This is a genomic window from Mesorhizobium sp. M0491, assembly GCF_040321265.1.
Taxonomy (GTDB): Bacteria; Pseudomonadota; Alphaproteobacteria; order Rhizobiales; family Rhizobiaceae; genus Mesorhizobium.
Genome location: NZ_JAMYRE010000017.1, coordinates 128,449 through 154,240 on the forward strand (window position 1 = coordinate 128,449; position 25,792 = coordinate 154,240).

The window sequence follows — 25,792 nt, forward strand, 5'->3', positions numbered from 1 at the left end:
CAAGCCAGGAGATCGGCGATGAACAAGCCGGCGACACCCAATTCCTTCCGCACCGGACCCGACGAACAGGGCATGTTCGGCATTTTCGGCGGTCGTTTCGTTGCCGAAACGTTGATGCCGCTGATCCTCGATCTGGAGCGGCACTGGAACGAGGTCAAGAACGATGCGGATTTCAGGGCCGAGCTGACTGACCTGTCGACCCACTATGCCGGACGGCCGTCGAAGCTTTATTTCGCCGAAGGCCTCACGAAGCATCTCGGCGGCGCAAAGGTCTATTTCAAGCGCGAGGATCTGAACCATACCGGTTCGCACAAGATCAACAATTGCCTCGGCCAGATCCTGCTGGCCAAGCGCATGGGCAAGAAGCGCATCATCGCCGAGACCGGCGCCGGCCAGCACGGCGTGGCGTCGGCCACGGTCGCGGCCCGCTTCGGCTTTCCCTGCGTCGTCTATATGGGCGCCACCGACGTCGCCCGGCAAAGCCCCAATGTCTTCCGCATGAAGCTGCTCGGCGCCGAAGTGCGGCCGGTGACCGCCGGTCACGGCACGCTGAAGGACGCCATGAACGAGGCGTTGCGCGACTGGGTGACCAATGTCGAGGACACCTATTACTTGATCGGCACCGCTGCGGGCCCGCATCCCTATCCGGAGCTGGTGCGCGATTTCCAGTCGGTGATCGGCATCGAGGCGCGGGCGCAGATCCTCGAACAGGAGGGCCGGCTGCCGGACACGATCATCGCCGCTGTCGGCGGCGGCTCCAACGCCATCGGCCTGTTCCATCCGTTCCTCGACGACAAGGATGTCCGCATCATCGGCATCGAAGCCGGCGGGCGCGGTCTCGACGGCATCGAGCATTGCGCGTCGATGAATGCCGGCGCGCCCGGCGTGCTGCACGGCAACCGTACCTATCTCCTGCAGAACTCTGACGGCCAGATCATGGATGGCCATTCGATCTCGGCCGGCCTCGATTACCCTGGTGTCGGCCCGGAGCACTCGTGGCTGCGTGATTCAGGCCGCGTCGAATATGTGCCGATCCTCGACGACGAAGCGCTGGAGGCCTTCAAGCTGACGACGCGCGTCGAAGGCATCATCCCGGCGCTGGAATCCGCGCATGCCATTGCGCATGCGGTGAAGATCGTGCCCGCCATGGACAAGGACCAGATCGTCATCGTCAACCTGTCCGGCCGTGGCGACAAGGACGTGCACACGGTGGCTTCGATGCTGGGCATGGAGATCTGATCATGGTGACCCGCATCGACCGCCGCATGGCGAAGCTGAAGACCGAGGGCCGCCCGGCGCTCGTCACCTATTTCATGGGCGGCGACCCCGACTACGACACCTCTTTGTCGATCATGAAGGCACTGCCCAAGGCTGGCGCCGACATCATCGAGCTCGGCATGCCGTTCTCCGATCCGATGGCCGACGGCCCGGCGATCCAGGCAGCGGGCCTGCGGGCGCTGAAGGGCGGCCAGACGCTGGTCAAGACGCTGAAGATGGCGTCCGACTTCCGTGCTGGCGACAATGAGACGCCCATCGTGCTGATGGGCTATTACAATCCGATCTACATCTATGGCGTCGACCGCTTCCTCAAGGACGCGATCGCCAGCGGCATCGACGGGCTGATCGTCGTTGACCTGCCGCCCGAGATGGACGAGGAACTGTGCATTCCGGCGCTCAAGGCCGGCATCAACTTCATCCGGCTGGCGACGCCGACCACCGACGACAAGCGCCTGCCGAAAGTGCTGCAGAACACGTCGGGCTTCGTCTATTACGTCTCGATGACCGGCATCACCGGCTCGGCGCTGGCTGACACCGGCAAGGTGGCGGCGGCGGTCAAGCGCATCAAGGGCCACACCGACCTGCCGGTCTGCGTCGGCTTCGGCGTCAAGACCGCCGAGCAGGCCCGGGTGATCGGCGCCAATGCCGACGGCGTCGTCGTCGGCACCGCGATCGTCAATGCGGTGGCCAATGTGCTGGGACCGAAGGGCGAAAAGACCGCCGATCCGGCCGAAGCCGTCGCCACGCTGGTCAGCGGCCTTGCGCAAGGTGTGCGCTCGGCCCGCCTTGCTGCTGCCGAATAGTTTCCCTACGTCTTTAGCCAAATCTTCGTCAGGACAGGAGCCGAAGCGATGAACTGGATCACCAATTACGTTCGCCCGAAGATCAATTCGATGCTCGGCCGGCGCACCGACATGCCCGAGAATCTCTGGATCAAGGATCCGGAGACCGGCGAGATGGTGTTCCACAAGGACCTGGAATCCAACCAGTTCGTCATTCCTTCGTCCGGCCATCACATGAAGATCTCGGCCAAGGAGCGGCTGAGATTCTTCTTCGATGGCGGCAAATACGAGACCCTGGACAACCCCAAGGTGATGCAGGATCCGCTGAAATTCCGCGACGAGAAGCGCTATGTCGACCGGTTGAAGGACGCCAAGGCCAAGACCGGCCTTGAGGACGCGATCATCAATGCGCTGGGCACCGTCGAGGGTCTGCCGGTGGTGGTCACGGTGCAGGACTTCGCCTTCATGGGCGGCTCGCTCGGCATGGCTGCCGGCGACGCCATCGTGCATGGCTTCGAAGTGGCCCTGCAGCGCAAGCGGCCGCTGATCCTGTTCGCCGCTTCCGGCGGCGCGCGCATGCAGGAAGGTATTTTGTCCCTGATGCAATTGCCGCGGACAACGATCGGTGTCGACCGGCTGAAGGAAGCCGGCCTGCCCTATATCGTCGTTTTGACCAACCCGACCACGGGCGGCGTGACCGCCTCCTACGCCATGCTGGGCGACGTGCACATCGCCGAGCCCGGCGCGCTGATCGGCTTTGCCGGACCGCGCGTCATCGAACAGACGATCCGCGAGAAATTGCCCGACGGCTTCCAGCGCTCCGAATATCTGATGGAGCACGGCATGGTCGACATGGTGGTGTCGCGGCTGGAGCTGCGCGAAACCATATCGCGGCTGCTCAAGATGCTGCTCAAGCTGCCGGAGGAGCAAAAGCAGCTGGAGCCGGAAATCCTGCCGCCGGCAGCGGTCGCCGCGGAAGCTCGGCCGCAAGCCTGAAGCGACACGAAGCGCCGCGACCGCGATTGCACGACGGCTTCGGCGCGCTGTAGCTTTTGATTGCCATGGCCATCCGAAACGATTCTGGTTTTCAGGCTCATGCGCTAGGATTCTACCCATGACGACGCTTGCCGCCGACCGCGAAATCGAAGCCCTGATGGCACTTCATCCGAAAGGCTTCGACCTTTCGCTCGACCGCATTTCGCGGCTGCTGGAGCGGCTTGACAATCCGCAGGATCGGCTGCCCCCGGTCATCCACATCGCCGGCACCAACGGCAAAGGCTCGTGCGCCGCCTTTTCGCGCGCCCTGCTCGAGGCCGCGGACTACCGCGTCCATGTCCATACCTCGCCGCATCTGGTCAACTGGCATGAGCGTTACCGGCTGGCTGCCGATGGCGGCGGCAGGCTGGTCGAAGACAGGGTTTTCGCCGATGCTATTGCCCGTGCCGCCAGGGCCAATGAGGGCGAGAAGATCACCGTCTTCGAGATTCTCACCGCAGTCACCTTCCTCTTGTTTTCCGAACACCAGGCCGACGCCGCCATCATCGAGGTCGGGCTCGGCGGCCGCTTCGACGCGACCAATGTCGTCAAGGAGCCCGCCGTGTCGGTGATCATGCCGGTGTCGCTCGACCACGAGGCCTATCTCGGCGACCGGGTCGAACTGATCGCGGCCGAAAAGGCCGGCATCGTCAAGCCCGGCTGTCCGGTGGTCATCGGCGCGCAGGAGAGCGAAACGGCGCTGCAGGTGCTGATCGAAACCGCCGAGCGGCTTGAATGCCCCACCTTCGTCTACGGCCAGGATTTCCTTGCCTTCGAGGAAAACGGCCGCATGGTCTACCAGGACGAAGACGGGTTGATGGACCTGCCGCCGCCCAGGCTGCCCGGCCGCCACCAGTTCGCCAATGCGGCGGCGGCGATTGCCGCGGTCAAGGCGGCCGGTTTCGAGATCAGCCATCGCGCCGCCGAAAAGGCGATGATCAATGTCGCCTGGCCCGGCCGCATGCAGAAGCTGATGCAGGGCCGGCTGGCCGAACTGGCACCCAAGGGCGCCGATATCTGGCTCGACGGTGGCCACAATCCGGGAGCCGGCGTGGTGGTTGCCGAAGCGTTGGCCGAGCAGGAAGAGAAGAACCCGCGTCCGCTGTTCCTCATCTCGGGCATGATCAACACCAAGGACCAGAGCGGCTATTTCCGTGCCTTCAAGGGCCTCGCCCGGCATGTCTACACGGTGCCGGTGAGCCTCAGCGAGGCCGGCGTGCCTAATGACGAACTGGCGATCCGCGCGACGGAAGCCGGGCTGACCGCCGAGCCGGTGAGTTCCGTCGCCAGCGCGCTGATGCTGCTGCGCGACACCTGGGACGGCCCGGCGCCACGCATCCTGATCAGCGGTTCGTTGTATCTGACCGGCGCGGTGCTGGCCGAGAACGGCACTCCGCCGACCTGAGGTCGGAGTTGCGAGGAACCCGTCATGATCAAGGTTAAGCAGCTCGCTCACGTCTGCATCTTCGCGCATGACCTGGAGGCAACGCGAAGCTTCTATCGCGACGTGCTGGGCCTGGATACGCAGTTCAATTTCCTGCGCGACGGCAAGATTTTCGGGTTCTACCTCAATTGCGGCGGGCGCAGCCACATCGAGGTGTTCCAGAAGGACGGCACGGCCTACACCGAGCAGAACCAGATCAACCATTTCTGCCTTGAGGTGGAAAACATCGATGCTGCGATCGATCACATCAAATCGAAGGGCATCGACGTCACGGCCAAGAAGCACGCCTGCGACGACACTTTCCAGGCCTGGATCCGCGATCCCAACGGCGTGAAGATCGAGCTGTTCGAATACACCGGCAAAAGCGCACAGTTCGCCGGCGGCGACCGCATCGCCGATTGGTAGAGCATTCCTCCTTTTCCGTGAAACGGTGAAACGCCCTAACGCGTGTCGCGTCTGAACGAATTCAGGTGACCCGCTTTAGGCCATTGTTTTTATGCATGTCGTCTTCCCAAAACCGAGATCACTTTTGGGCGACATGCATTAGAAATCCCAAGGTGAGATCAGCTCGAGGTTGGCCGGGCCGAAGTCGTTCAGGTTACGCGTTGCCAGCCGACCGCCATTCACGCGCGCTATCGCTGCAATCATGCCATCGGGTGCCGACATGCCCCGGCCCTTGCGCGTCGCCGTTCCCATAATCTCGCCATAAGCCAGAGCCGCCTCCTCCGTCAGCCCAAAAATGCGACCGGCAAAGCGATGGCGCCATTGGGAGAGACCTTGCTCCAGGCGATCGGCACGCTCGTCAGGTCGTATCTTTTGGATACCGAAAGCGATTTCGGCAATCGCCACCGTGGGAAGCGCCAGTTCGGTATCGTTGCGAACCAGCCAAGCCATGACAGCCGCGTCAGGCGCCTTTCTAAGGCTCTCAGAAATCACATTGGTGTCGACGAAAATCAAAGCTCCGGCCCTGTATGGACCTTGCGGTTTTCCCGTATGATTTCTTCCAGATCGATGTCGACGCCAACGCTTGCCGTCAGGCGGGAGTAGAAGGCGGATGCCGGTTCTCGCCCGGCCTCGCGAATCTCATAGGATTCAAGCGCGCGTTCGACGATATCAGCTATTGAGCGGTTTTCGCGACGAGCGAGTCGATGCGCAAGATCACGTGCTTTTGCGCTGCGGACGGAAAGCTGGGGTTCGGCCATTTCAAACTCCCTTTTGAAAAGATATAGCCTTTCCTGCCCCTGCCATCAAGATGGCAGATGATGGCACGCCATCACTTCAGCTCGATCTCGATGAAGGCGTATTCACCCTCATTGGCGCTGATCACGTCGTGCTCGACGCCTTCCTTGCGGAAATAGGGTGCGCCCTTCTTCATCTCGGCGAAGTTCTCGCCATCCTTGGTCACCAGCTTCACCTTGCCGTCCATCAGCGGCACCACGACATAGTCATGGCCATGGCGATGCCAGCCAGTATTGTCGCCGGGCTGGAAGCGGTATTCGGTGACGATGACGCGCTCATTGTCGATGAAGACGGTGGCCTTGGCGGATCCGGTCATATCATTTCTCCCTGCTTGCGCTGCCAACAGAAGACATGGATTGCCCGGATGTGAGGGCCAGAGCCTGTTACCAATGACGCCAACAAAAAGCCCGGCGCGAGGCCGGGCTTGATATCAGGAATTTCAGATAGGTCAGGCGAGGTTGCCATTGATCCAGTGCGACAGCGCGGTCTTCGGCGCCGCACCGACCTTCATGTCGGCCATTTCGCCGCCCTTGAAGATCATCAGCGTCGGGATCGAGCGCACGCCGAACTGGGCGGCAAGCTCGGGATTCTCGTCGATGTTCAGCTTGGCGATCTTGACCTTGGCGCCGAGTTCGGTGGCGATGTCTTCGAGCGCCGGAGCGATCTGCTTGCAGGGGCCGCACCATTCCGCCCAGAAATCGACGACGACCGGTACGTTGGCGTCAAGCACGTCAGCCTGGAAGTTGCTCTTGTCGACCTTCACGGTTGCCATATGGAAAAATCCTTTTGAAAGTTTTTGTACCACCAAATGTGGTGGCGATCGCGCCCTTCTTCAAGCAGGTGTTGTGTCACGCTCGCGTGAGTCGAGCAAGAGCGTCGTCCATGGCGCTGGCCGGCAGTTCGATCAGCCGTGGCGCCTCGGTGAACAGCAAGGCCGCCTTGACCATGCGGCCGGGATAGAGCGGTTGCAGCAAGGCGCGATAGAGCGCGAGCTGCAGGACATAGGCCGGCGTAACCTCGGCCAGAGAGCCGGGCGCCGGCCGATTGGTCTTGTAGTCGACGATCGACACACTGTCCGATGTCACCGCCAGCCGGTCGATCTTGCCGGAAATCGAGCGCTTCTTGCCCTTGACCTCCAGGCTGCCCATGATCGCGACCTCGGCGCGCGACGACGGTGCAAACAGCTGACCGAAGCCGGGATCGGCAAGGATTGACGTGACCGACGCCAGGGCCTTTTTACGCTCTGACGGAGGCCAATCAGCACCCGTTCGTGCGAGATAGCGCTCGGCGGCGTCCGAGCGGTCAGGCTCCGCAATGCCGGGCAACATCTGCAGCAGTTTGTGCAGGGCAAGCCCCCGCAGCACGGCAAAGCCCGGCTCGGCATCGGCGTCCAGCACCGGAGACGTCTTGTCGACCACAGCTTCCTTGCCTTCGTCTATCAGCGCCGAGGCACCGGATGGCGACAGCGGACGCGGCAGATCCTCGAAGGGCGGCAAGGGCCGGAACAAAGTCGCCGGCAAAGGTCCGAAAGCATCCGTCCGCCGCGCCTGCTCGCTGGAAGCCTGTGCGACCGGCGGCAGCTTGGTGACATGGAAACGATGCACCGGCTCGCCGCCGGCGGGATGCGCACGCTGTTCGCTTTCCGGCGCGCCGATCAGCGCGCGGCTGACGATCGAGTGCCAGGTGCCGGCGTTCGGCGCCCGCTTGCCGTGATAGCCGCAGACGATCAGCCGGTCCTCGGCACGGGTCATGCCGACATAGAGCAGCCGGCGGTATTCGTCGTCGGCGAGTTCCCGTGCCCGCGCTGCCGCTGCTTTGGAAAAGCCGTTGGCGACGTCGCTGGCCGAGCGCCAGAGATAGCCCTTGCCGTCCCAGTTCGCGCCGGAGCCGTCGAAGGGCATCAGGCGCGGCAAATGCTGGTCGCTGAACGGGGCGGAACCGCCATCGACCAGGAACACGACCGGCGCTTCCAGCCCCTTGGCAGCGTGCACGGTCATGACTCGGACCTCGTCGCGGGTCTGGTCCATCTCCCGCTTGATCTCGGGACCGGCGTTTTCCAGCGTCGACAGGAAGGCTTCCAGCCCCGGCAGGCCGGTCCGCTCCTCGGCAAGGCAGAAGCTCAGGAACTCGTCGAGAATGTCGCCGGCTTCGGGCCCAAGCCGCGCGATCATCTTGCGGCGCACGCCATCGCGCGCCAGCAGGCAAGCGTAAAACTCGAACACCGGTTTGAAGGCGGCCTCGTTCGTCCAGATGTCGACCTGAGCGACGATCTTCGCCATTCTCTCGCTTTCGCCGGCGTGCTGGCGCAGCGATGCGATCAACGACAGGCCAGCCGGCCTCTGCGCGGCGAGCGTGAAAAGCGTCTCTTCCGGCAGATCGAAGATCGGGCTGCGCAGCACCGCGGCGAGCGACAGGTCGTCCTGCGGCTGGATGAGGAGGTGACCGAGCGCAATCAGGTCCTTGACCGCGATGTGCCCGGGCAGGCTCAGCCGGTCGGCGCCGGCGACCGGAATGTCGCGGCGTTTGAGTGCGCGGGTCAGCGCATGGACGAAGCGATCGCGTTTGCGCACCAGCACAAGCACATCGCCCGGCCGCAGCCGCTTGCCGCGACCCTCGATGATCTCACCGGTGCCGATCCAGCCGGCTATGGTGGCGGCGACGTTCTCGGCCACGCGCACCGCCGGCGCGTGCGCATGGTCGATGGCTTGCGTCCAGTCGTCGGGCTCATCGACGACATCGGCGCCGACTGACGGCCACACCTCGACATAGCCCGGTGCGTCGGTGCGGATCGCCTGGTGGCGCAGCGGATCGGGATCATGGCTGATGCCGCGCCGCACGCTCGCGTCGGCAAAGACGCGGTCGACCGCGGTCAGAACATCGTCGGTCGAGCGGAACGACCAGGTCAGCTTGAGGTCGGCAAAGGACGCCTCGGCGTCACGCACTCGTCCGGCGAACAACAGCCGGCTGTCGGCGAAGGAGTCCGGGGCAGCCCCCTGGAACGAATAGATCGACTGCTTCTCGTCGCCGACGGCGAAGACCGTGCGATGGACCCTGTCGCGCGCGCCCAAGCCGGCAAAGAATTCTTCCGCCAGCCGTTTCACCACTTCCCATTGGTCCGGACTGGTGTCCTGCGCTTCATCGAGCAGGATATGGTCGATGCCCTGGTCGAGCTTGTACTGCACCCAGGGGCCGGCGTCTGGTCGCGCCAGCAGGTTGACGGTGCGGGTGATCAGGTCGTTGAAATCGAGAAAGCCGCGGCTGCGCTTCAGCATTTCGTAGCGGGCGATCAGCCAGTCGGCGATGGTCAGCGCCGCTCTTGTACCCTCCAGCATCCGGAACAGGGCCAGCCGGTCGGTGGTTTCGACGATGGCGTTGGCGGCCGAGAGATAGCGCTCCGCCAGATCCGGCAGCCGGTCGACCAGGGCCCTCTTGAAGGCCTTTGCCGGGTCGTAGGCGTCGCCATCGGTCTTGAGGAAGGCTCGCGCGAGCAGTTGCAGGCGCCGAATGGGATCGCCCTCGGCGAAAGCCTGCCGCGCATAGGGCAGGATGTTGTTCAGCACCGATCTGGCGTCGGTGGCCTCGGCTGCGTGGGCGAAGCCGGCAAAATAGTCGGGCAGGAAACCCGGCAACGGCCATACCGAAGCGGCTATGCCCTCGGCCGTCTGGCCTGGATGGAAATGGAATTCGTCGAACAGGGCCTGGAAGCGCGTGCCGTCACGCCCGACGGCGTCGATGAAATTGCGCAAGCCGTCGCGCTTGCGCACGATCTCACCCAGCAAGGCGTCTAGCCCGGCTTCGCCGCCCCGATCGAGAATGGCGGCAAAAGCCTCAGCCAGATTCTTGTCACCGGCGGATGTGCCCGAAATCATCTCGCGGCGAGCCGCGGCAAACAGCGAGGCCTCCATCTGGCCGTCGAGCATCTCGAAATGGGCCGGGATATTGGCTTCCAGCGGGAACTGGTGCAGCACCGATTCGCAGAAGGCATGGATGGTCTGGATCTTCAGCCCACCGGGTGTTTCCAGCGCCTCGGCGAACAGGCGCCGCGCCCGGCGCATGGTCTCGAGATCGGGCCGGCGGCCCTCCAGCGCCTCGACCTTTGCCGCAAGGTCCGCGTCACCAAGCGTCGTCCACTCCGACAGCGTCGAGAACACCCGGTTCGACATGTTGGCGGCGGCGGCACGCGTATAGGTCAGGCACAGGATCTTCGACGGATCGGTGCCGCGCAGCAGCAGCCGGATGACGCGCTGGGCCAGCACATGGGTCTTGCCGGATCCGGCATTCGCCGACACCCAGGCGGAATTGCCGGGATCGGCGGCGCGGGCCTGGCTGGTCGCGGTGTCGCTGGGGATCGGATAGGCCTTTTTCATGCCTCCCCTCCCTCGTCACCGGCATCGCCGCCTGCCGACCATTCGAGCACGCGGGCAAGATGGTCGTAGTCGCCATCGGTCTCGCCTTCGCGGAACGGCAGCGCGCGCGACAGATAACCCGTCGCAGGATCGGCATAGTGGATCAACAGCTTTTCCAGCCGCGCCCAGGCCTCTTCGGCAAGGTCGGTCGCGGTCCGCGGCTGGCGATTGTGTTCGAGGATGGATTCCTCGAACACCTCGCCATTCGGCTTCAGCCTGATGAAGGCCAGTTGAGAGGGCTCGCGCGCGCCCAAATCCTTGAAGGCGCCGCGCCTGAGCAGCGCGCCCTCCAACGCCAGTTGCGGCGCAAGCAGTGTGTGCGCCTGCGCCTTGGACGGCGAGGACCCCGTCTTGTAATCCAGTATGTCGGCCATGCCGCCGGCCAAAAGGTCAACGCGGTCGGCGTAGCCGGACAGAGTCACGCCGGATTGGCCGACGACGGTCTTTCCGGCGCGCTCCTCGGCATGGCGCCTTGTCACTGCATCGGCGCGCGTGCGCTCCCACTCGATGATGTTTGCGGCGAGTTTCTCGAAACGTGGCCACCACACGGCCTCGACATCCGCCGGAAGGTCGGCTTCGACGAAACAGACGCGGCCGGCGGCGATAAGGCCGGCAAGCGCATCGGGGGCGCGCGGATCGGCGACGCTGCCTGAGAACAGGTGCAGGATGGCGTGAAACAGCGTGCCGCGCTCGGCCGCACCAGGATCGCGAATGACCGGATCGAGCGGCATCAGGCCGAGGATGCGTCTTGCATAGACGGCGTAGGGGTCACGGCGCAGGGTCTCGATCTCGGTGACCGAGAAATGCGTCGGGCGCACCGACAAGGGCGGCTTCGGCTGCGGCCGTGGCGCGAAATCCTGCCTTGGGCCTGTATCCAGCGCGCGCGCCCAGGCGAGCAGTTCGTCGCCACGCCGGCGCAACTCTGCTGCCTGATCGTTGCCGATGAAGGTCAACAGCCGCTGCAGCCAGCGTGATGGCACGGCGGGTGCGTCGCCGGCACGCGCCGAGCGGGACAGCACGACCTTCCCAGCCCCCATGGCCATCTGGAAATCATGCGCGGCAAGGCCGATGCGCCGTTCCGGCGGTTCGAGGTCGATGCCGGTCTTCATCAGCCGCGACATGAAGCGGTCGCTCTCTGGCTTGCGCGGCCACACGCCCTCGTTGAGCCCGCCGATGACCAGCGTATCGACAGTCTGCAAGCGCGCTTCCAGCGCGCCCCAGATGGCGATGTTCCGGTCGGTGCCGTGTGCCGGCTTGACCGTTTCAGGCGCGATCAGCGCCGCCATGATATCGGGCCACTCGGTCGCCGCGAAGGATAGCGAAGCCGAAGCCGCGACCAGCCCGCGCAGCAGTTCGGCAAGCTTCTCGCCGGCGTCACCGGCATAGAGTTCGGCAAGGCCGCCATCGACGGTGCGGCCGAGATTTTCGAGGATGGCGACACTGGCCCTGACAAGCGCGGCAAGGTCGGCATCGTCCCGGCCGCGGAAGGCTGCGAGCGGCGCCAGCGCCTGCTTGAGACGTTCAAGCAAATTCCGGGCGGTTTCGATGGAGCGCACGGTCAGCCGGGAAAACCAGAAGGGCTGCCGGCTGCCGCCGCCCAGGCCGGTGAGGCGGGCCTCAAACAGTTCCGGCAGCGAAACGATGTCGGGGCGGCCGGTGCCGCCGCGCAGCGCCACCAGCTCGACCAGTTCCGCCGCGTGGCGCACATCGGCCCGTTCGAGGCCAAGGCCAAGCAGCGGATGCTTGAGCAGCGACAGCAGGCCGACCGGATCGCCTGGCCTGAATAATGCCTCGAGCGCCAGCCTGAGCAGGCTGGCCGCGGGGGTGTTGGCGAGCGGCGTGCCACCGGAATCGTCGGCCGCGACGCCGAAGCGCTGGAGCTCGATCGAGACGCGCCGCGCCAGCGCGCGGTCGCCGGTGACGAGAGCCGCCCTTTGGCCGGGCTGTTCAACCGCGCGCTTGAGCGCGACGGCGATGGCGACGGCTTCATCACGTTCGCTTGCAGCTTCGAGCAAGGTCACCCCGGCGAAGGCGCCGGCCATATCGGAGGCCGGGAAGCCCGCACGTGTCTCGGCCCAGAGTTCGGTGGTCTCGGCCGGCCGCAGCGCTTCGCCGACAAGAGCGGCGCGGAGCGCCAGACGCGGCTCGGCCACGCCGAGCTCGTCGACGTCACCGCGCAGCCCGCCGACCTTGGCGATCAATCTGGCCAGGCCATATTGCGGGTGGCCGAGCACGGCTGGACGCGCGCCTGGCGCGGCGATTGCCTGGAACGACGCTTCGTCCAGCGTACGGTCGAGGCCGGGCAGCACGATGGCGCCGCCGGGCAGGCCGGCGATGGCGGCAAGCAGTTCGGCCGTGGCGGGTATCGAGCCGGTCGAGCCCGCGGCGATAACGGGGCCGGCGGGCGGATTGCGCAGCAGCCGCGCCGCCTCGGCGCGGATCAGCGCACTGCGATGCGCGGCCGGATTGGAGCGGTCGCTTTCCGCGAGGAATTTCGGCCAGGCTTCGGTGACGATGCCGAGGAATTCGAGCGTCACCTGCCACCATCCGGCAAGATTGCCGGTCACCAGATCTGTGAGCTTGGCCCAGTCGGTGCCTTCCGTCTCGATCTCGTCCATCAGCCGGGCGAGATCGCGCGCCAGCCAGATTGCGTCGGCGGTGGAAGCCGGGATGACGATCTCCTCGGCGAAAAGGGCGGCGACATGCGCCGGCAGCCGGCGTTTCCAGGCCCGAACCAGCGGCGTCAGCAGCAACAGGCGTTCGGTTGCCGAAATCGGCGGCGCGAGATCGATGGCCGCCGATGCCTCCGTCTCGAATGCGGCCTCATCCTCGTCGAACTCGCCCAGTGGCCGGATGACCGGCAGGATCGCCGAGCCGCCGCCGCCGCGTGCCGCCAGGCTGTCGACGAAGACACCCCGCAGAGCGCGCGCAGCACGGCGTGTCGGCACATAGATGGTGACATCGGCCAAAGCGAGCGGGTCGCCGTCAAATCGAAACCCCGGGACAAGACGGCCGGCAAGCAGCGCCTCGGCAAGCGTCGGCAGAAACGGCGCTCCGGGCGGGATCGAGAAAACGCGGCTAGAGCCGCTCATTGCGACTCGATTAGCGCGCCGGCGACCGCCGCTTCCGCGAGCGCAATGGCATCGGGCGTACCGACGGTGATCCAATGGCCATCCATGGGCATGCCGAACAGGCGGCCGGCCGCGATGGCGGAATCGAAATAGGCGTTGAGCGAGTGCGGCCCGGCCGGTGCACCCTCGAACAGGCGCGGATGGACGATCGCCGCCCCGGCATAGATCAGCCCCGCCGGGTCGCCTTTCGAACGCCGCAAGCCGCCATCCGGCGCCACCAGGAAATCGGTGCTGCCGCAGTGTCCGGTCGCCTGTTGGAGATCCGCCAGCATCAGCAGAATATCCATTTTTGCCGCGTCCCATGCAAGGGCGAGGCGCTGGAGATTGAGAGGACCGTCATCGATCCAGAAGGTGTCGGCGTTGAGGATGTAGAAGGGCTGATCGCCCAGTTCCCGCAACGCCTTGACGATGCCGCCGGCGGAATCGAGCAGTTGTTCGCTCTCGTCGGAAATGACGATGTTTGGCGCGCGGCGGGCAGTGACATGGGCGACGATCTGTTCGGGAAAGTAGTGGACGTTGACGACCGCCTTGCCGACGCCGGCAGCGGCCAGGCTGTCCAGGCTCCAATCGAGCAACGTCTTGCCGGCTATCCTGACCAGCGGCTTGGGGATGGTGTCGGTGATCGGCCGCATGCGTTTGCCAAGCCCGGCTGCGAGTACGATGGCGGTGTCGGGTCCTGCTGTCACAGCGCTCGCTCCTCCAGCAAACCGTGGGCGTCGTAGAACTCGCGCAGGCTTGCCAGCGCCGGATGAGACAAGGCCCGGCGCAGATAATCGCGGATGCGCGGCAGGTGCTTCAGATAATACGGCTTGCCGTCGCGTTTTTCGAGACGGACGAAGATGCCGAGGATCTTGGAATTTCGCTGCGCCGCCATGATGGCGTAGGATTCCAGGAAGCTTGCTTCGTCGAAAGCACCGGCTGCGTGGCGCGCGGCGATATAGGCGTCGAGCGCCGCTCTCTCGAGCTCGGGCGACATCGTAACACGAGCGTCCATGGCAAGCGAAGCGACGTCATAGGCGGACGGGCCGATCAGCGCGTCCTGGAAATCGACGATGCCCAATCGATCATGCCCTGAACGGTCGCCGCGCCAGACGATGTTTGGCGAATGGAAGTCACGCAGCATCAGCGCGACTTCGCGGCCATGCAGCCGGTCGAGCAGCATGTTCCATTGCTTGTGGTAACCGGCGCGCAAGCTGTCACTTGGCGGGCCGCCCGATATCGCCGGCACGTACCAGTCGACCAGCAAATCGGCTTCGATCATCATGGCGTCGCGGTCGAAAGGCGGCACATCGTGGAAGCCGCCTTGCCCTGTTTCCAGGCGCTGCGGCCAGGCCCTGCCATGCATCATGGCCAGCAGCTCAGCCGCCGCTGCGTAACGCTCGGCCAGCGGCTGGCCATCGTCGCCGAGGAAACCTTCGGAACCAAGATGTTCGAGAAGCAGGAAACCTTGCTCCTGGTCCTCGGCATGGATTTCCGGAACGCTGACGCCGCCTGCCTTCAAGGCGCGGTCGATGGCGACGAAAGCGGCTACCGACTGAGCGGTATGCGCGATCTCGGCATAGGGCTTGCCGTCGCGCACAGGGGGGCCGAGAACCAGCCGTGGCGAGTTCATCAGGACTTGCGGCTTTCGACCCGGCAGCGAAACGATCTCGTAGGAGCGGGCGGAGGCATCGCCGATGAAATGGCGGCGCTGCGCTTCCCCCCAGCCGGCGTTCACGAGAAAGTCGCGCATGGCCAGCGACCGTGCCGCCCGATCGAAGGCAGTTCCCTGCCCCGACAATCGCGCCAGCCGGCCGTCGCCATGCTGGACGAGCTCGATCAGGATCGTGGTTTTCGGCAGATGGGCTTCCGCCCGTTCCGGCCATTCGACCAAAGCAGCACCTTGCGCCAGGGCTTCGTCGAACCCAAGCTCATCGAGCTCGTCCGCCGAGGACAGGCGGTAGAGATCGAAATGATGGACCGGAATGCGGGTGTCGTAGCTCTGCACCAATGTGAAGGTCGGACTCGGAACGTCGAGGCCGGCATCGTCGGCCAGGGTCCTGATCAAGGCCCGCGCCAGCGTCGACTTGCCGGCGCCCAGATCGCCCTTGAGGGCGAGCACGTCGCCCGGGCGCAGCGACAGCGCCAGATCTTCGCCCAGCCGCGCTGTGTGGGTCTCGTCGGCGAGTAATCGCTCCAGCACCAGTCCGGTCATCGAACGCGCTACTCGGCCGCGGCGCGGATGCCCGGCATGTCTGGAAAGGTGCAGATGACGGTCGTGCCCTTGTCCTTGCCGGTTTCGATGCGAACGCTGCCGCCATGCAGCTCGACGAAGCTCTTGACGATCGACAAGCCGAGGCCGGCGCCGCGCCGGCGGCCGCCATTGGCGCGCGGCTCGAAACGGCGGAACACCGAATCAAGCACATCCGGCGGCATGCCGGGGCCGTCGTCATGAACCGAGAATTCCACCCCGTCCGCCAGATGGCGGCAAGTGAGCCGGATGATGCTGGCTTCCGGGGCGTAATTGGCTGCGTTGCTGAGCAGATTGTAGAGGATCTGGCGGACGCGGACCTCATCGCCGTGAAATGTCTTCGGCGCCGCGACGGCGTCGACCTGGAGACTGATCGAATGCTCTTCCAGCCGGTCGGCCACCAGCTCGGCCGCAGCGGCGATGGTGCGATCGACCTGCACTTCGGAGATGTCGAGCTGCATGATGCCGGCGTCCACCGTCGCCAGGTCGAGGATGTCGTTGACGATGGTGAGCAGGACCGAGGAGGACGAGCTGACATGCTCGACATATTCGCGCTGCTTCTGCGTCAGCGGACCGGTCGTGGGCTGCGACAGGAGTTCGGTGAAGCCGATGATGTTGGTCAGCGGCGAGCGCAGTTCATAGGAGACGTGCTGGACGAATTCGTTCTTGAGCTGGTCGGACTTTTGCAGCGCCTCGTTCTTGTCCTTCAGCGCCCGCTCGACATGGACGCTGTCGGTAACGTCGACGAAGGTCATCATCACCTGCCCGTTGGGCAGCGGGATCATGGCGTAACTCAGCACATTGCCGTTGTTGAGCTCGGTCTGTCCGTGGCGGTCGCGGCGCTCGTCGTCAAAGCCGGTGATGGCGGCAACGAAGCTGGGCCAGGGGCTGTCCGCGGCCTGCCGGTCGCAGAGGTCACGTATCGCCGACACATGGACTCTGGGCTTGGCCGCTTCACCGCTCAATCCCCAGAGAGTGGCAAAGGCAGGATTCGACAGCCGGAGCCTGCCGTCGGGTCCGAACACCGCCACGCCTTCGGCAAGATTGTCGAGCGTCTCGCCCTGAACCCGCACCGCTGTCTGGTAGCGGCTTTCGAGGTCCATCTTCTCGGTCAGGTTCTCGAACACCCAGGTCACGCCGCCCTTGGGCTGCGGATTGGCGACGACGCGAATGGTCTTGCCATCCGGCAGATGCCACCAATGTTCCTGGGATTCGACGGCGCGATAGGCGCCGAGCAGGCCTTCCTTCCAGCGGCGCCATTCAGGCTGTTCGGCGATCTTGCCTTCGCTGCGCAGCCGGTCGAGCAGCAAGGCATTGTCGGGTGCGCTGTGCAGGAAGCCGGCGTCCAGCCCCCAAAGCTTCTGGAAGGCCTGATTGAAGAACCGCAGCTTCTCGTCGATGTCGAAAATGGCGACCGCCGTGTTGAGCTGGTCGAGCGTGTCGGCGTGGCTTCGCACCGTCCGTTCGTATTCGCCGCGAACGGCCTCAATGGCACTGGTGTCGCAGGCAAGGCCGGCCGAGCCATCGCTGCCGGCGAAATCGGTGACCGCGAACACACGGCGGTCACCTTCGATCACGGTGGACAGCGACTGCTCGAAAACCGGATGCGTCTTGTGCTGGGCGGCAATAGCATCGCGCGCCTGACCGCCGAGGAACTCCTTTTTCTCCCGAACCGCGGCTTCGGCATTTTCGGCTTCGACGGCATCGGCATAGGCGCGGTTGACCCACTTCAGCCCGCCATCCTCGCCGCGGAGCCATGCCGGCATGTTCATCGCGTCGAGCAGGCCGATCATCGTGTCGTGGTCGGCGGCCAGCCGCTGGTTCTCGATCTTCAGCCTGGCCTGGCTGCGCTGCGTCTCCGAGAGCGAGACGAAACGCACGAGCACATGCGCGGCACTCTTGCGGCCATGCACTTCGAGCGGCGCGCCGGCCTGCGATTCGATGACGAGGTCGAAGGGTTTGGCCCTTTCGCGCAATCCCGCGACGGCATGTTCGAGTGCCGCCGCCGAACGCGGCATCAGCCAGCGGCCGAAAGCAAGAAAAGCGGCCCTATCCTCGGGAGCGCCGCTTTCGACGGGCAATGTGCCGATGAGCTCGGGCTTCTTGTTTTCCGCGGCCCAGACGACGACGCGCTGGTCGCGCAGATTGAGCAGCGCCTCCGAACGGCGGAGCGCCGCGTTGATGTCGGCCAAGCGGCTCCTGAGTTCGACATTCTCCGCCGAGGTGCGGGCTCTTTCGCGGATGAGAACGATGGCCGATATCAGTGCGGCACCAGTCACGCCGACGAACACGGCAAGCTGCATGACCTCGATGGCGCTCAGCGACAGTCCGGCGACGCTGGCAGCAGCGGTTTCGGCATGCGCGACGGCGCCAGCCAAGGGGACCGTGAGCGCGGAGGTGGCAAGAAATGTCGACGCGCGGGCGCGCCAGGACAGGCTCCCGCCTTCCAGGGCGGAGCCAGCAATCCCCGAATCGTCATGGCCGCCGGAAACGGCCCGTCCCGCTCTGTGCGGGTGTTGCCCCGGCATGTCTTGGTCCTCTCCGCCGCCTGAATGCAAGACCGCCCTGATGCGTGCCTCTCTTGACCCTCTCGGGCTGGAAGCATCGCCGAATCACCTGACAATAACCCCTCGCCGAATCGCCGTGAAGGCTGATGGCGCGCAAAAATATGGCCGGGCGAAAAGTCAATCGCCCGGCCTCAATATCTGGTAGTAATTTTAGCTTTGGTTAATAGCGGTAGTGTTCCGGCTTGAACGGACCCTGCGGCGTGACGCCGATATAGGCGGCTTGTTCACCGGACAGTTCGGTCAAGCGGGCGCCGAGCTTGTCGAGATGCAGGCGCGCGACCTTTTCGTCGAGATGCTTGGGCAGGACATAGACCTGGTTCTCGTACTGGCCGGGCTTGGTGTAGAGCTCGATCTGGGCCAGCACCTGGTTGGTGAAGGATGCCGACATGACGAAGCTCGGGTGGCCGGTGGCGTTGCCGAGATTGAGCAGCCGCCCTTCCGACAAAAGGATCATCCGCTTGCCGTCCGCGAAGGTGATCATGTCGACCTGCGGCTTGACGTTTGTCCATTTCAAATTGCGCAGCGCGGCGACCTGGATCTCATTGTCGAAGTGGCCGATGTTGCCGACGATGACCATGTCCTTCATCGAGCGCATATGGTCGAGGGTGACGACATCCTTGTTGCCGGTGGTGGTGATGACGATGTCGGCGGTGGGGGCCGCATCTTCCAGCGTGACGACTTCAAAACCGTCCATCGCCGCCTGCAGGGCGCAAATCGGATCGACCTCGGTGACCTTGACGCGGGCGCCGGCGCCCTTGAGCGAGGCCGACGAGCCCTTGCCGACGTCGCCATAGCCGCACACGACAGCGACCTTGCCGGCCATCATCGTGTCGGTGCCGCGGCGGATGCCGTCGACCAGCGATTCCTTGCAGCCATATTTGTTGTCGAACTTCGACTTGGTGACCGAGTCGTTGACGTTGATGGCGGGGAAGGGCAGCAGGCCCTTCTTCTGCAGCTGGTATAGGCGGTTGACGCCGGTGGTCGTCTCTTCGGTGACGCCGCGGATCGCCGCCTTCTGCTTGGTGAAGAAGCCGGGCGAAGCCTTCAGGCGCTTCTTGACCTGGGCGTAGAAGTATTCCTCTTCCTCGCTCTGCGGGTTGGACAGCACATCCTCGCCTGCCTCGGCGCGGGCGCCGATCAGGATGTACATGGTGGCATCGCCGCCATCATCGAGGATCATGTTGGAGAGGCCGCCATCGGCCCACTGGAAGATCTTGTCGGTGTAGTCCCAATACTCCTCGAGCGACTCGCCCTTGACGGCGAACACCGGGATGCCGGCTTCGGCGATGGCCGCGGCCGCATGGTCCTGGGTCGAGAAGATGTTGCAGGAGGCCCAGCGGATATCGGCGCCCAATTCCTTCAGCGTCTCGATCAGCACCGCCGTCTGGATCGTCATGTGCAGCGAACCGGTGATGCGCGCGCCCTTGAGCGGCTGCTTGGGACCGAATTCCTCACGGCAGGCCATCAGGCCCGGCATTTCGGTTTCGGCGATCTCGAGTTCCTTGCGGCCCCAGCCGGCAAGCGAGATGTCGGCGACCACATAGTCCTTGCTACCCGTCATGGCAGTACTCCGATGCGAATGTTGTGCTTGCGAATTTGTTGCGGACACGCCCGCGCCGGTCGGCGCGTCGAAGGGCGCGAATTGCCGGCCTGACTAGCAGATCGGAGCAGGGTCGACAATGGGATATAAAGAAATCTTTATCCCTGCATGTCTCTCAGACGCGCATCTGCACTCAGCATTCCTCGCCAAAGCGGGACGCCACCAGCTGCTCCAGGGCGTCGATGACCTGCCGGGCCTCCGGCCCGCTGGCGGTGACGCGGATCGAATAGCCGGGGCTTGCCGCCAGCATCATCAGGCCCATGATCGAGGTGCCGCCGACCTTGACGCCATCCTTCTCGACATGCACCGAGGCATCGAAGCCGCTGGCCAGCTGGACGAACTTCGCCGAAGCGCGCGCATGAAGGCCACGTTGGTTGATGATGGGAAAATCCCGGACAATTTGGTCTTTTTCCGGGGACAGCGCGGTCATTTGCTGCTCAGGAGCTGGCTGGCGACGTTGATGTATTTGCGGCCGGCGGCCTGAGCCTCATCGAGCGCGGCGGCCATATTGTCGCCCTTGCGGATCGAGGAGAGCTTGATCAGCATCGGCAGGTTCATGCCGGCGATCACCTCGGTGCGGCCGGATTCCATCACCGAGATGGCAAGGTTGGAGGGCGTGCCGCCGAACATGTCGGTCAGCACGATGACGCCCGCCCCGGTATCGACACGGGCAACAGCGTCGACGATGTCGCGGCGACGCTGCTCCATATCGTCGTCGGCACCGATCGCCACGGTTTCGAAATTGTCTTGTGGCCCGACGACATGTTCGACGGCATGTCGGAACTCGGTGGCCAGTTGACCGTGCGTTACAAGCACGAGTCCGATCATTCTTTGGTGGCTCCCGTCATCGCCGCTTCACAGGCGCATTTTATGCTCGCCAGCCAATCCAGGCGGCGGGAGCGCTATCTTGTCGACGCACGGCCCGTTGACAAGCCCAAAATTGCGCAGGCACATGCCATTTTGACGCATTGCAGCAAAAAACCCGGAACGGATCATAGAAAAGGCGCGATCGACAGCCGCGCCATCACGACCGGCAAGACCGCTGGGACATTGCGTTCGACCACGTCGACCCGCGGCACCAGACAGCCCGCAATGCTGCTTGCGGTATCCTCCTGGAAGCGCACCGCTTCACCGGCCGGCACCAGGCGGACATGGAGGTCGACGAGGCCTGCCGGCTCGAATGGCAGAGGTCGGGGGCCGAGCCCCGGCACCTCGGCGAGGCCTTCTATGGCGGCGGGAGCGCGGCACAGCAGCCGCCCGGCATGCGCCTCGACGAAGAGCTGATCGTCGCCGACGAGCCGCGAGAACAGGCCGCGATGGCGACAATGGTCGATGAGCGCCAGTGCCAGCGTCGTCTTGCCCGAGCCGGATGCTCCGGTGACGAGAATGCCGCGCTCGCCGATCAAAACCATTGTCGCGTGAATGTTTTCAGGCTGCACGGCTGGACCAGGCGTGGTGGAATTCATGCTCTCAGCCTTCGGCCGGCAATGTCACCACAAAGCGTGCGCCCTTGATCTCGCCGGGTTTGGTGCCGGGGATGTTCTCGGCGGTCAGCGTGCCGCCATGGGCCTCGACGATTTGCCTGGATATCGACAGGCCAAGGCCCGAATTCTGGCCGAATGCCTCGCCGGCCGGCCGATCCGTGTAGAAGCGCTCGAAGATGCGGTCGATGTTGTCGGCGCGGATGCCGGGGCCATTGTCGTCGACGGTGACGATGTTGAACTTGCCGGCACGCGCCAGCGAGAGGCTGATGTGGCCATGGTCCTCGGGAACGAAGGAACGGGCGTTCTCGATCAAATTGGTGATGACCTGGCCGATGCGCAGATCATGCCCGACGACGACGTAGCCTTTGACGCCTTGCGGCAGTTTGGCGGCCTTGAACTCGATCTCGACCGCCTTCTTGTTACGCGTCGCTTCGCGCGAAACGGCGACGAGATCGGTGATGAATTTCTTCAGGTCGACCGTCCCGGCATCTTCACGCGCGAGCTCCGCGTCCAGGCGCGATGCGTCGGAAATATCGGTGATGAGCCGGTCCAGCCGCCTGACATCGTGCTGGATGATATCCATCAGCCGGCCGCGCGAATCGTCGTTCTTGGCCAGCGGCAAGGTTTCCACCGCGCTGCGCAGCGACGTCAGCGGGTTCTTCAATTCATGCGACACGTCGGCCGCAAAGCTTTCGATCGCCTCGATACGGGCGTAGAGCGCGTTGGTCATGTCGCGTATGGCGATCGACAGATTGCCGATCTCGTCCTGACGGTCGGAAAAGTCGGGGATCTCTTCACGGCTCTTGACGCCGCGCCGCACCCGCACCGCCGCCGCCGACAGCCGGCGCAGCGGATTGGCGATGGTGGAGGCAAGCAGCATCGACAGGATGGCGGTGACAAGGGCCGCGATACCGAAGACGCGCAGGATCGCCTTGCGCTCGGCGGCGACGATCTTGTCGATGTCGCCGCCTTCGGTCGACAGCATCAGCACGCCCAGGACGGCACGAAAGCGCTGGATCGGCACCGCCACCGAAACGATCTGCTCGCCCTGCTCGCTGACGCGCACGATGGTCGACGGGCTGCCGGTGAGAGCCTTGACCACTTCCGGGAAAGCGGCGCCATTGCCGCCCGGCTGCTCGTGATAGACCGGCAGCTCGGTGTTGCGGAAGAAGTCGAAGACGAATTTCTGGATGCGCTCGACAAGATCGGGCTCTTCCTCTTCAACCGGCGGCAGATCGTAGCGCAGGATCTGGCCGCGCGAATAGAGGTGGCGCGAATCGAGCAGCAGATTGGCGTCGCGGTCATAGATGCGGGCGCGGGTCCTGGTCGGCGAGATCAGCCTTCGCAGCACCGGGGCGACCCGCTCCGGGTTGATCGGGAAATCGAGATTATCGAGCTGGTCGGAGCCCGGCCCCAGGCTTTCGCCGGCCTGCAGCTCAAGCAGCTTTTCCGGGTCGATGCTGATCGAATCCGTCTCGACCGTCGCCGACGCGGCGATCGCACCGGCGATAATCTCGCCCTGGGTCATCAGGCTTTCGACGCGGGCATCGATCAGTCCGTCGCGGAAGGTGTTGAGATAGAGGATGCCGGTCACCAGGACGGCGAGGCCGGCAAGGTTGAGGAACAGGATACGCCGCGTCAGGCTGGAAAAGATGTGATGGCCAAGGAAGCGGCGCATCGGCACCGTGATCTTCGAGACGAAGGACGGCATGATCCGCGACGGCCGCCTGGAGGCGCCCGCCGGTCTTGTTCGCTGTGCTTCCACTGCCATCGAATAGCAGGCCCTGCTACTTACGCTTCGCGGAACCGGTATCCGACTCCGTAAAGGGTTTCGATCATCTCGAAGTCGTCGTCGACGGCCTTGAACTTCTTGCGCAGCCGCTTGATGTGGCTGTCGATGGTGCGGTCGTCGACATAGACCTGTTCATCATAGGCCGAATCCATCAGCGCATCACGGCTTTTTACGACGCCTGGACGCTGCGCCAGCGAATGCAGGATCAGGAACTCGGTGACGGTGAGCGTCACCGGCTCGCCTTTCCAGGTGCAAGTGTGGCGCTCCTGGTCCATGACGAGCTGGCCGCGCTCGAGCGAGCGGGCCTGCTGGCTTGGCGTCTTGGCGGCAGCCTCGCGGGCACTGGCGCGGCGCAGCACGGCGCGCACGCGCTCGACCAGCAGGCGCTGCGAGAAGGGTTTGCGGATGAAGTCGTCGGCGCCCATCTTGAGACCGAACAACTCGTCGATCTCATCGTCCTTGGAGGTCAGGAAGATCACCGGCAGGTCGGACTTCTGGCGCATCCGGCGCAGCAGTTCCATGCCGTCCATGCGCGGCATCTTGATGTCGAGGATGGCAAGGTTCGGCGGGCGTGCCGCCAGGCCTTCCAGCGCCGACGCACCATCCGTGTAGGTCTCGACGCGATACCCCTCGGATTCCAAGGCGATCGACACCGATGTCAGAATGTTGCGGTCGTCATCGACAAGCGCGATTGTTGCCATTTCAAGCGGCTCCCTCATGAGCTGTCCCTTCTGTCGTAGAGAAGGGGCTTTTGCAGGACAAATTAGGTACAAAATGTGGCATAGGCCTTGTCCGCTGTCACGCGCGGCATGCCGGCGGCCACAATCCTACCTCGACATGGGTTGGACGAACGTACATCGCCAATCCTTTGGGCAACCGCGAAACTTTTTGCACATATAAACGATTTAAACAACTTTCAAAATATTTAAATCGATTAATGATTTGATATCATTTGCCTTTTCTGGTTCTGACCATCTCAGCCCGCGTAGTGGGCGTGCTGGAAACGTGCCGGCAAAGATGCGGCAAATCCAAGAGGGACACTCGATGTCGGAAGTCGGCAAACGCAATTCCGCCTGCGCGATCGATCATATCGGCCTGAAAACCACCGGCGTGGTGCGCTATAATTTCGGTGCGGCTACCCTTTATGAGGAATCGATCCGGCGCGGCGAGGCCCGCTTGACCGCCCATGGCGCGCTGGTCGCCGAGACCGGCCAGCACACCGGCCGCTCGCCCAAGGACAAGTTCGTCGTCCGCAACGGTGACACCGAACCACATGTCTGGTGGGAGAACAACAAGGCGATCTCGCCGGCCCAGTTCGACACGCTGCTCGCCGATTTCCAGGCGCACGCCGCGGACAAGGATCTATACGTCCAGGATCTGGTCGGCGGCGCCGATGCGGAGTCGAGGCTGCCGACCAGGGTGATCACCGAATTTGCCTGGCACTCGCTGTTCATCCGCAATCTGCTCATTCGTCCCGGTGCCACCGAACTCGAGCAGTTCGTGCCCGAGATGACGATCATCGACCTGCCGTCCTTCCGCGCCGATCCCCTCCGTCACGGCAGCCGCACCGAAACGGTGATCGCCGTCGATCTTTCGCGCAAGATCGTGCTGATCGGCGGCACCTCCTATGCCGGCGAGATGAAGAAGTCGGTGTTCACCATGCTCAACTATCTCCTGCCGGCGAAAGGCGTGATGCCGATGCATTGCTCGGCCAATGAGGGTGCGGCCGGCGACGCCGCCATCTTCTTCGGCCTGTCGGGCACCGGCAAGACGACGCTCTCGGCCGATCCCTCGCGCACGTTGATCGGCGACGACGAGCATGGCTGGGGACCGCACGGCATCTTCAATTTCGAAGGCGGCTGCTACGCCAAGACGATCAAGCTGTCGGCGGAAGCCGAGCCGGAAATCTTCGCCACCACGCAGCGCTTCGGCACGGTGCTGGAAAATGTCGTGCTCGACGCCGATGGCGTGCCGGATTTCAACGACGGAAGGCTGACCGAAAACACACGCTGCGCGTACCCGCTGGACTTCATCCCCAATGCCAGCAAGACCGGCCGCGCCAACCATCCCAACAACATCATCATGCTGACCGCCGACGCCTTCGGCGTGATGCCGCCGATCGCGCGGCTGACCCCGGCGCAGGCGATGTATCATTTCCTGTCCGGCTACACCGCCAAGGTGGCCGGAACCGAAAAGGGGGTAACCGAGCCCGAAGCGACGTTTTCGACCTGTTTCGGTGCGCCGTTCATGCCGCGCCATCCCTCTGAATACGGCAATCTGCTGCGCGAGCTGATTGCAGGCCACGGCGCCGATTGCTGGCTGGTCAATACCGGCTGGACCGGCGGCGCCTACGGCACCGGCAAGCGCATGCCGATCAAGGCGACGCGCGCCTTGCTTGCCGCCGCACTTGACGGCTCGCTGAAGACGGCCGAGTTCCGCACCGACCCTCATTTCGGTTTCGAGGTGCCGGTGGCTGTCGCGGGCGTCGACAGCGGCATTCTCGACCCGATGATTCTGGACCCCCGGGCGACCTGGGCCGACAAGTCCGGCTATGACCGGCAGGCGGCAAGGCTGGTCGGCATGTTCGCCGTCAATTTCGAGAAATTCGAAAGCCATGTCGACGCCGTGGTGCTGGGCGCCGCGCCGCGCATGCAGGAAGCGGCGGAGTAATCGCGCCACAGGGTTCAGCTTTCGTTGAAAAGGCCCGGTTCTGAACTGACCCCCGAAAGTTGGACACAACCTTCGGGGGTTTTGCATGTCCAAATACAGCGAGAGTTTCAAGCGCTCGGTTGTCGATAGCTATT

At 64.1% G+C, this 25,792-nt stretch carries 21 protein-coding genes; 6 read left to right on the forward strand and 15 right to left on the reverse strand.

From position 1 onward, the window contains the following. The first annotated feature begins 18 nt into the window (after nucleotides 1–18). The 5 genes from trpB (at nucleotide 19) to NKI69_RS22480 (ending at nucleotide 4,944) form a co-directional block, all read left to right on the forward strand. Nucleotides 19–1,239: a tryptophan synthase subunit beta gene (gene trpB, locus NKI69_RS22460; protein WP_023810615.1), complete on the forward strand. Its 1,221-nt coding sequence runs from the start codon at nucleotides 19–21 to the stop codon at nucleotides 1,237–1,239. A 2-nt stretch (nucleotides 1,240–1,241) separates the two neighbouring features. Beyond that, entirely contained in the window at nucleotides 1,242–2,081 is an 840-nt protein-coding gene (gene trpA, locus NKI69_RS22465; protein ID WP_023810616.1) for a tryptophan synthase subunit alpha, read from the forward strand. A 48-nt stretch (nucleotides 2,082–2,129) separates the two neighbouring features. After that, nucleotides 2,130–3,056: an acetyl-CoA carboxylase, carboxyltransferase subunit beta gene (gene accD, locus NKI69_RS22470; RefSeq protein ID WP_352722543.1), complete on the forward strand. Its 927-nt coding sequence runs from the start codon at nucleotides 2,130–2,132 to the stop codon at nucleotides 3,054–3,056. A 118-nt stretch (nucleotides 3,057–3,174) separates the two neighbouring features. After that, entirely contained in the window at nucleotides 3,175–4,500 is a 1,326-nt protein-coding gene (locus NKI69_RS22475) for a bifunctional folylpolyglutamate synthase/dihydrofolate synthase (RefSeq protein WP_023810618.1), read from the forward strand. 24 nt (nucleotides 4,501–4,524) lie between these two features. Beyond that, nucleotides 4,525–4,944: a VOC family protein gene (locus NKI69_RS22480; protein ID WP_023810619.1), complete on the forward strand. Its 420-nt coding sequence runs from the start codon at nucleotides 4,525–4,527 to the stop codon at nucleotides 4,942–4,944. 138 nt (nucleotides 4,945–5,082) lie between these two features. On the opposite strand, the gene NKI69_RS22485 is transcribed toward NKI69_RS22480, so the two are convergent. The 15 genes from NKI69_RS22485 to NKI69_RS22555 form a co-directional block, all read right to left on the reverse strand. Further along, entirely contained in the window at nucleotides 5,083–5,496 is a 414-nt protein-coding gene (locus tag NKI69_RS22485; protein ID WP_023810620.1) for a type II toxin-antitoxin system VapC family toxin, read from the reverse strand. After that, on the reverse strand, nucleotides 5,493–5,741 hold the full coding sequence (locus tag NKI69_RS22490) for a hypothetical protein (RefSeq protein WP_023810621.1): 249 nt from the start codon (nucleotides 5,739–5,741) through the stop codon (nucleotides 5,493–5,495). The genes NKI69_RS22485 and NKI69_RS22490 overlap by 4 nt, the downstream gene beginning before the upstream one ends. Nucleotides 5,742–5,812: 71 nt before the next feature. After that, the gene (locus tag NKI69_RS22495; protein WP_023810622.1) at nucleotides 5,813–6,094 is read right to left on the reverse strand and encodes a cupin domain-containing protein; all 282 of its coding nucleotides are present in this window, start codon (nucleotides 6,092–6,094) and stop codon (nucleotides 5,813–5,815) included. Nucleotides 6,095–6,226: 132 nt separating this feature from the next. Beyond that, on the reverse strand, nucleotides 6,227–6,550 hold the full coding sequence (trxA, locus tag NKI69_RS22500; protein ID WP_023810623.1) for a thioredoxin: 324 nt from the start codon (nucleotides 6,548–6,550) through the stop codon (nucleotides 6,227–6,229). A gap of 76 nt (nucleotides 6,551–6,626) precedes the next feature. Then, nucleotides 6,627–10,145 (reverse strand): double-strand break repair helicase AddA, encoded by a 3,519-nt coding sequence (addA, locus tag NKI69_RS22505; RefSeq protein ID WP_352722544.1) that lies wholly within the window; start codon nucleotides 10,143–10,145, stop codon nucleotides 6,627–6,629. Then, nucleotides 10,142–13,276 (reverse strand): double-strand break repair protein AddB, encoded by a 3,135-nt coding sequence (gene addB, locus NKI69_RS22510; RefSeq protein WP_352722545.1) that lies wholly within the window; start codon nucleotides 13,274–13,276, stop codon nucleotides 10,142–10,144. Before addB ends, addA begins: the two co-directional genes overlap by 4 nt. Continuing rightward, nucleotides 13,273–14,001, reverse strand: a complete 729-nt coding sequence (locus NKI69_RS22515; protein WP_352722546.1) for a nucleotidyltransferase family protein — start codon at nucleotides 13,999–14,001, stop codon at nucleotides 13,273–13,275. Before NKI69_RS22515 ends, addB begins: the two co-directional genes overlap by 4 nt. After that, the gene (tsaE, locus tag NKI69_RS22520) at nucleotides 13,998–15,509 is read right to left on the reverse strand and encodes a tRNA (adenosine(37)-N6)-threonylcarbamoyltransferase complex ATPase subunit type 1 TsaE (protein ID WP_352722547.1); all 1,512 of its coding nucleotides are present in this window, start codon (nucleotides 15,507–15,509) and stop codon (nucleotides 13,998–14,000) included. The genes NKI69_RS22515 and tsaE overlap by 4 nt, the downstream gene beginning before the upstream one ends. Nucleotides 15,510–15,517: 8 nt before the next feature. After that, nucleotides 15,518–18,073 (reverse strand): sensor histidine kinase, encoded by a 2,556-nt coding sequence (locus NKI69_RS22525; protein WP_352722548.1) that lies wholly within the window; start codon nucleotides 18,071–18,073, stop codon nucleotides 15,518–15,520. A gap of 199 nt (nucleotides 18,074–18,272) precedes the next feature. After that, nucleotides 18,273–19,673 carry an adenosylhomocysteinase gene (gene ahcY / locus NKI69_RS22530; protein WP_023810629.1) on the reverse strand — a complete coding sequence of 467 codons (1,401 nt, stop codon included), beginning with the start codon at nucleotides 19,671–19,673 and terminating at the stop codon, nucleotides 18,273–18,275. Nucleotides 19,674–19,845: 172 nt separating this feature from the next. Next, nucleotides 19,846–20,142, reverse strand: coding sequence for an HPr family phosphocarrier protein (locus NKI69_RS22535; protein ID WP_027039963.1), 297 nt, complete (start codon nucleotides 20,140–20,142; stop codon nucleotides 19,846–19,848). Next, entirely contained in the window at nucleotides 20,139–20,540 is a 402-nt protein-coding gene (locus tag NKI69_RS22540) for a PTS sugar transporter subunit IIA (protein WP_010912939.1), read from the reverse strand. The genes NKI69_RS22535 and NKI69_RS22540 overlap by 4 nt, the downstream gene beginning before the upstream one ends. A 164-nt stretch (nucleotides 20,541–20,704) precedes the next feature. Further along, the gene (locus tag NKI69_RS22545) at nucleotides 20,705–21,178 is read right to left on the reverse strand and encodes an HPr kinase/phosphorylase (RefSeq protein ID WP_352631998.1); all 474 of its coding nucleotides are present in this window, start codon (nucleotides 21,176–21,178) and stop codon (nucleotides 20,705–20,707) included. A 4-nt stretch (nucleotides 21,179–21,182) separates the two neighbouring features. Continuing rightward, nucleotides 21,183–22,967 (reverse strand): sensor histidine kinase, encoded by a 1,785-nt coding sequence (locus NKI69_RS22550; RefSeq protein ID WP_013528336.1) that lies wholly within the window; start codon nucleotides 22,965–22,967, stop codon nucleotides 21,183–21,185. Nucleotides 22,968–22,987: 20 nt separating this feature from the next. Then, complete coding sequence (locus tag NKI69_RS22555) at nucleotides 22,988–23,689, reverse strand: response regulator transcription factor (protein WP_013528337.1); 702 nt, start codon at nucleotides 23,687–23,689, stop codon at nucleotides 22,988–22,990. A gap of 343 nt (nucleotides 23,690–24,032) precedes the next feature. Here NKI69_RS22555 and NKI69_RS22560 point away from each other — a divergent pair, with 343 nt between their 5' ends. Then, a complete protein-coding gene (locus tag NKI69_RS22560; protein WP_352722549.1) occupies nucleotides 24,033–25,658 on the forward strand; it encodes a phosphoenolpyruvate carboxykinase in 1,626 nt (541 codons plus the stop codon). Nucleotides 25,659–25,792 lie beyond the last annotated feature (134 nt).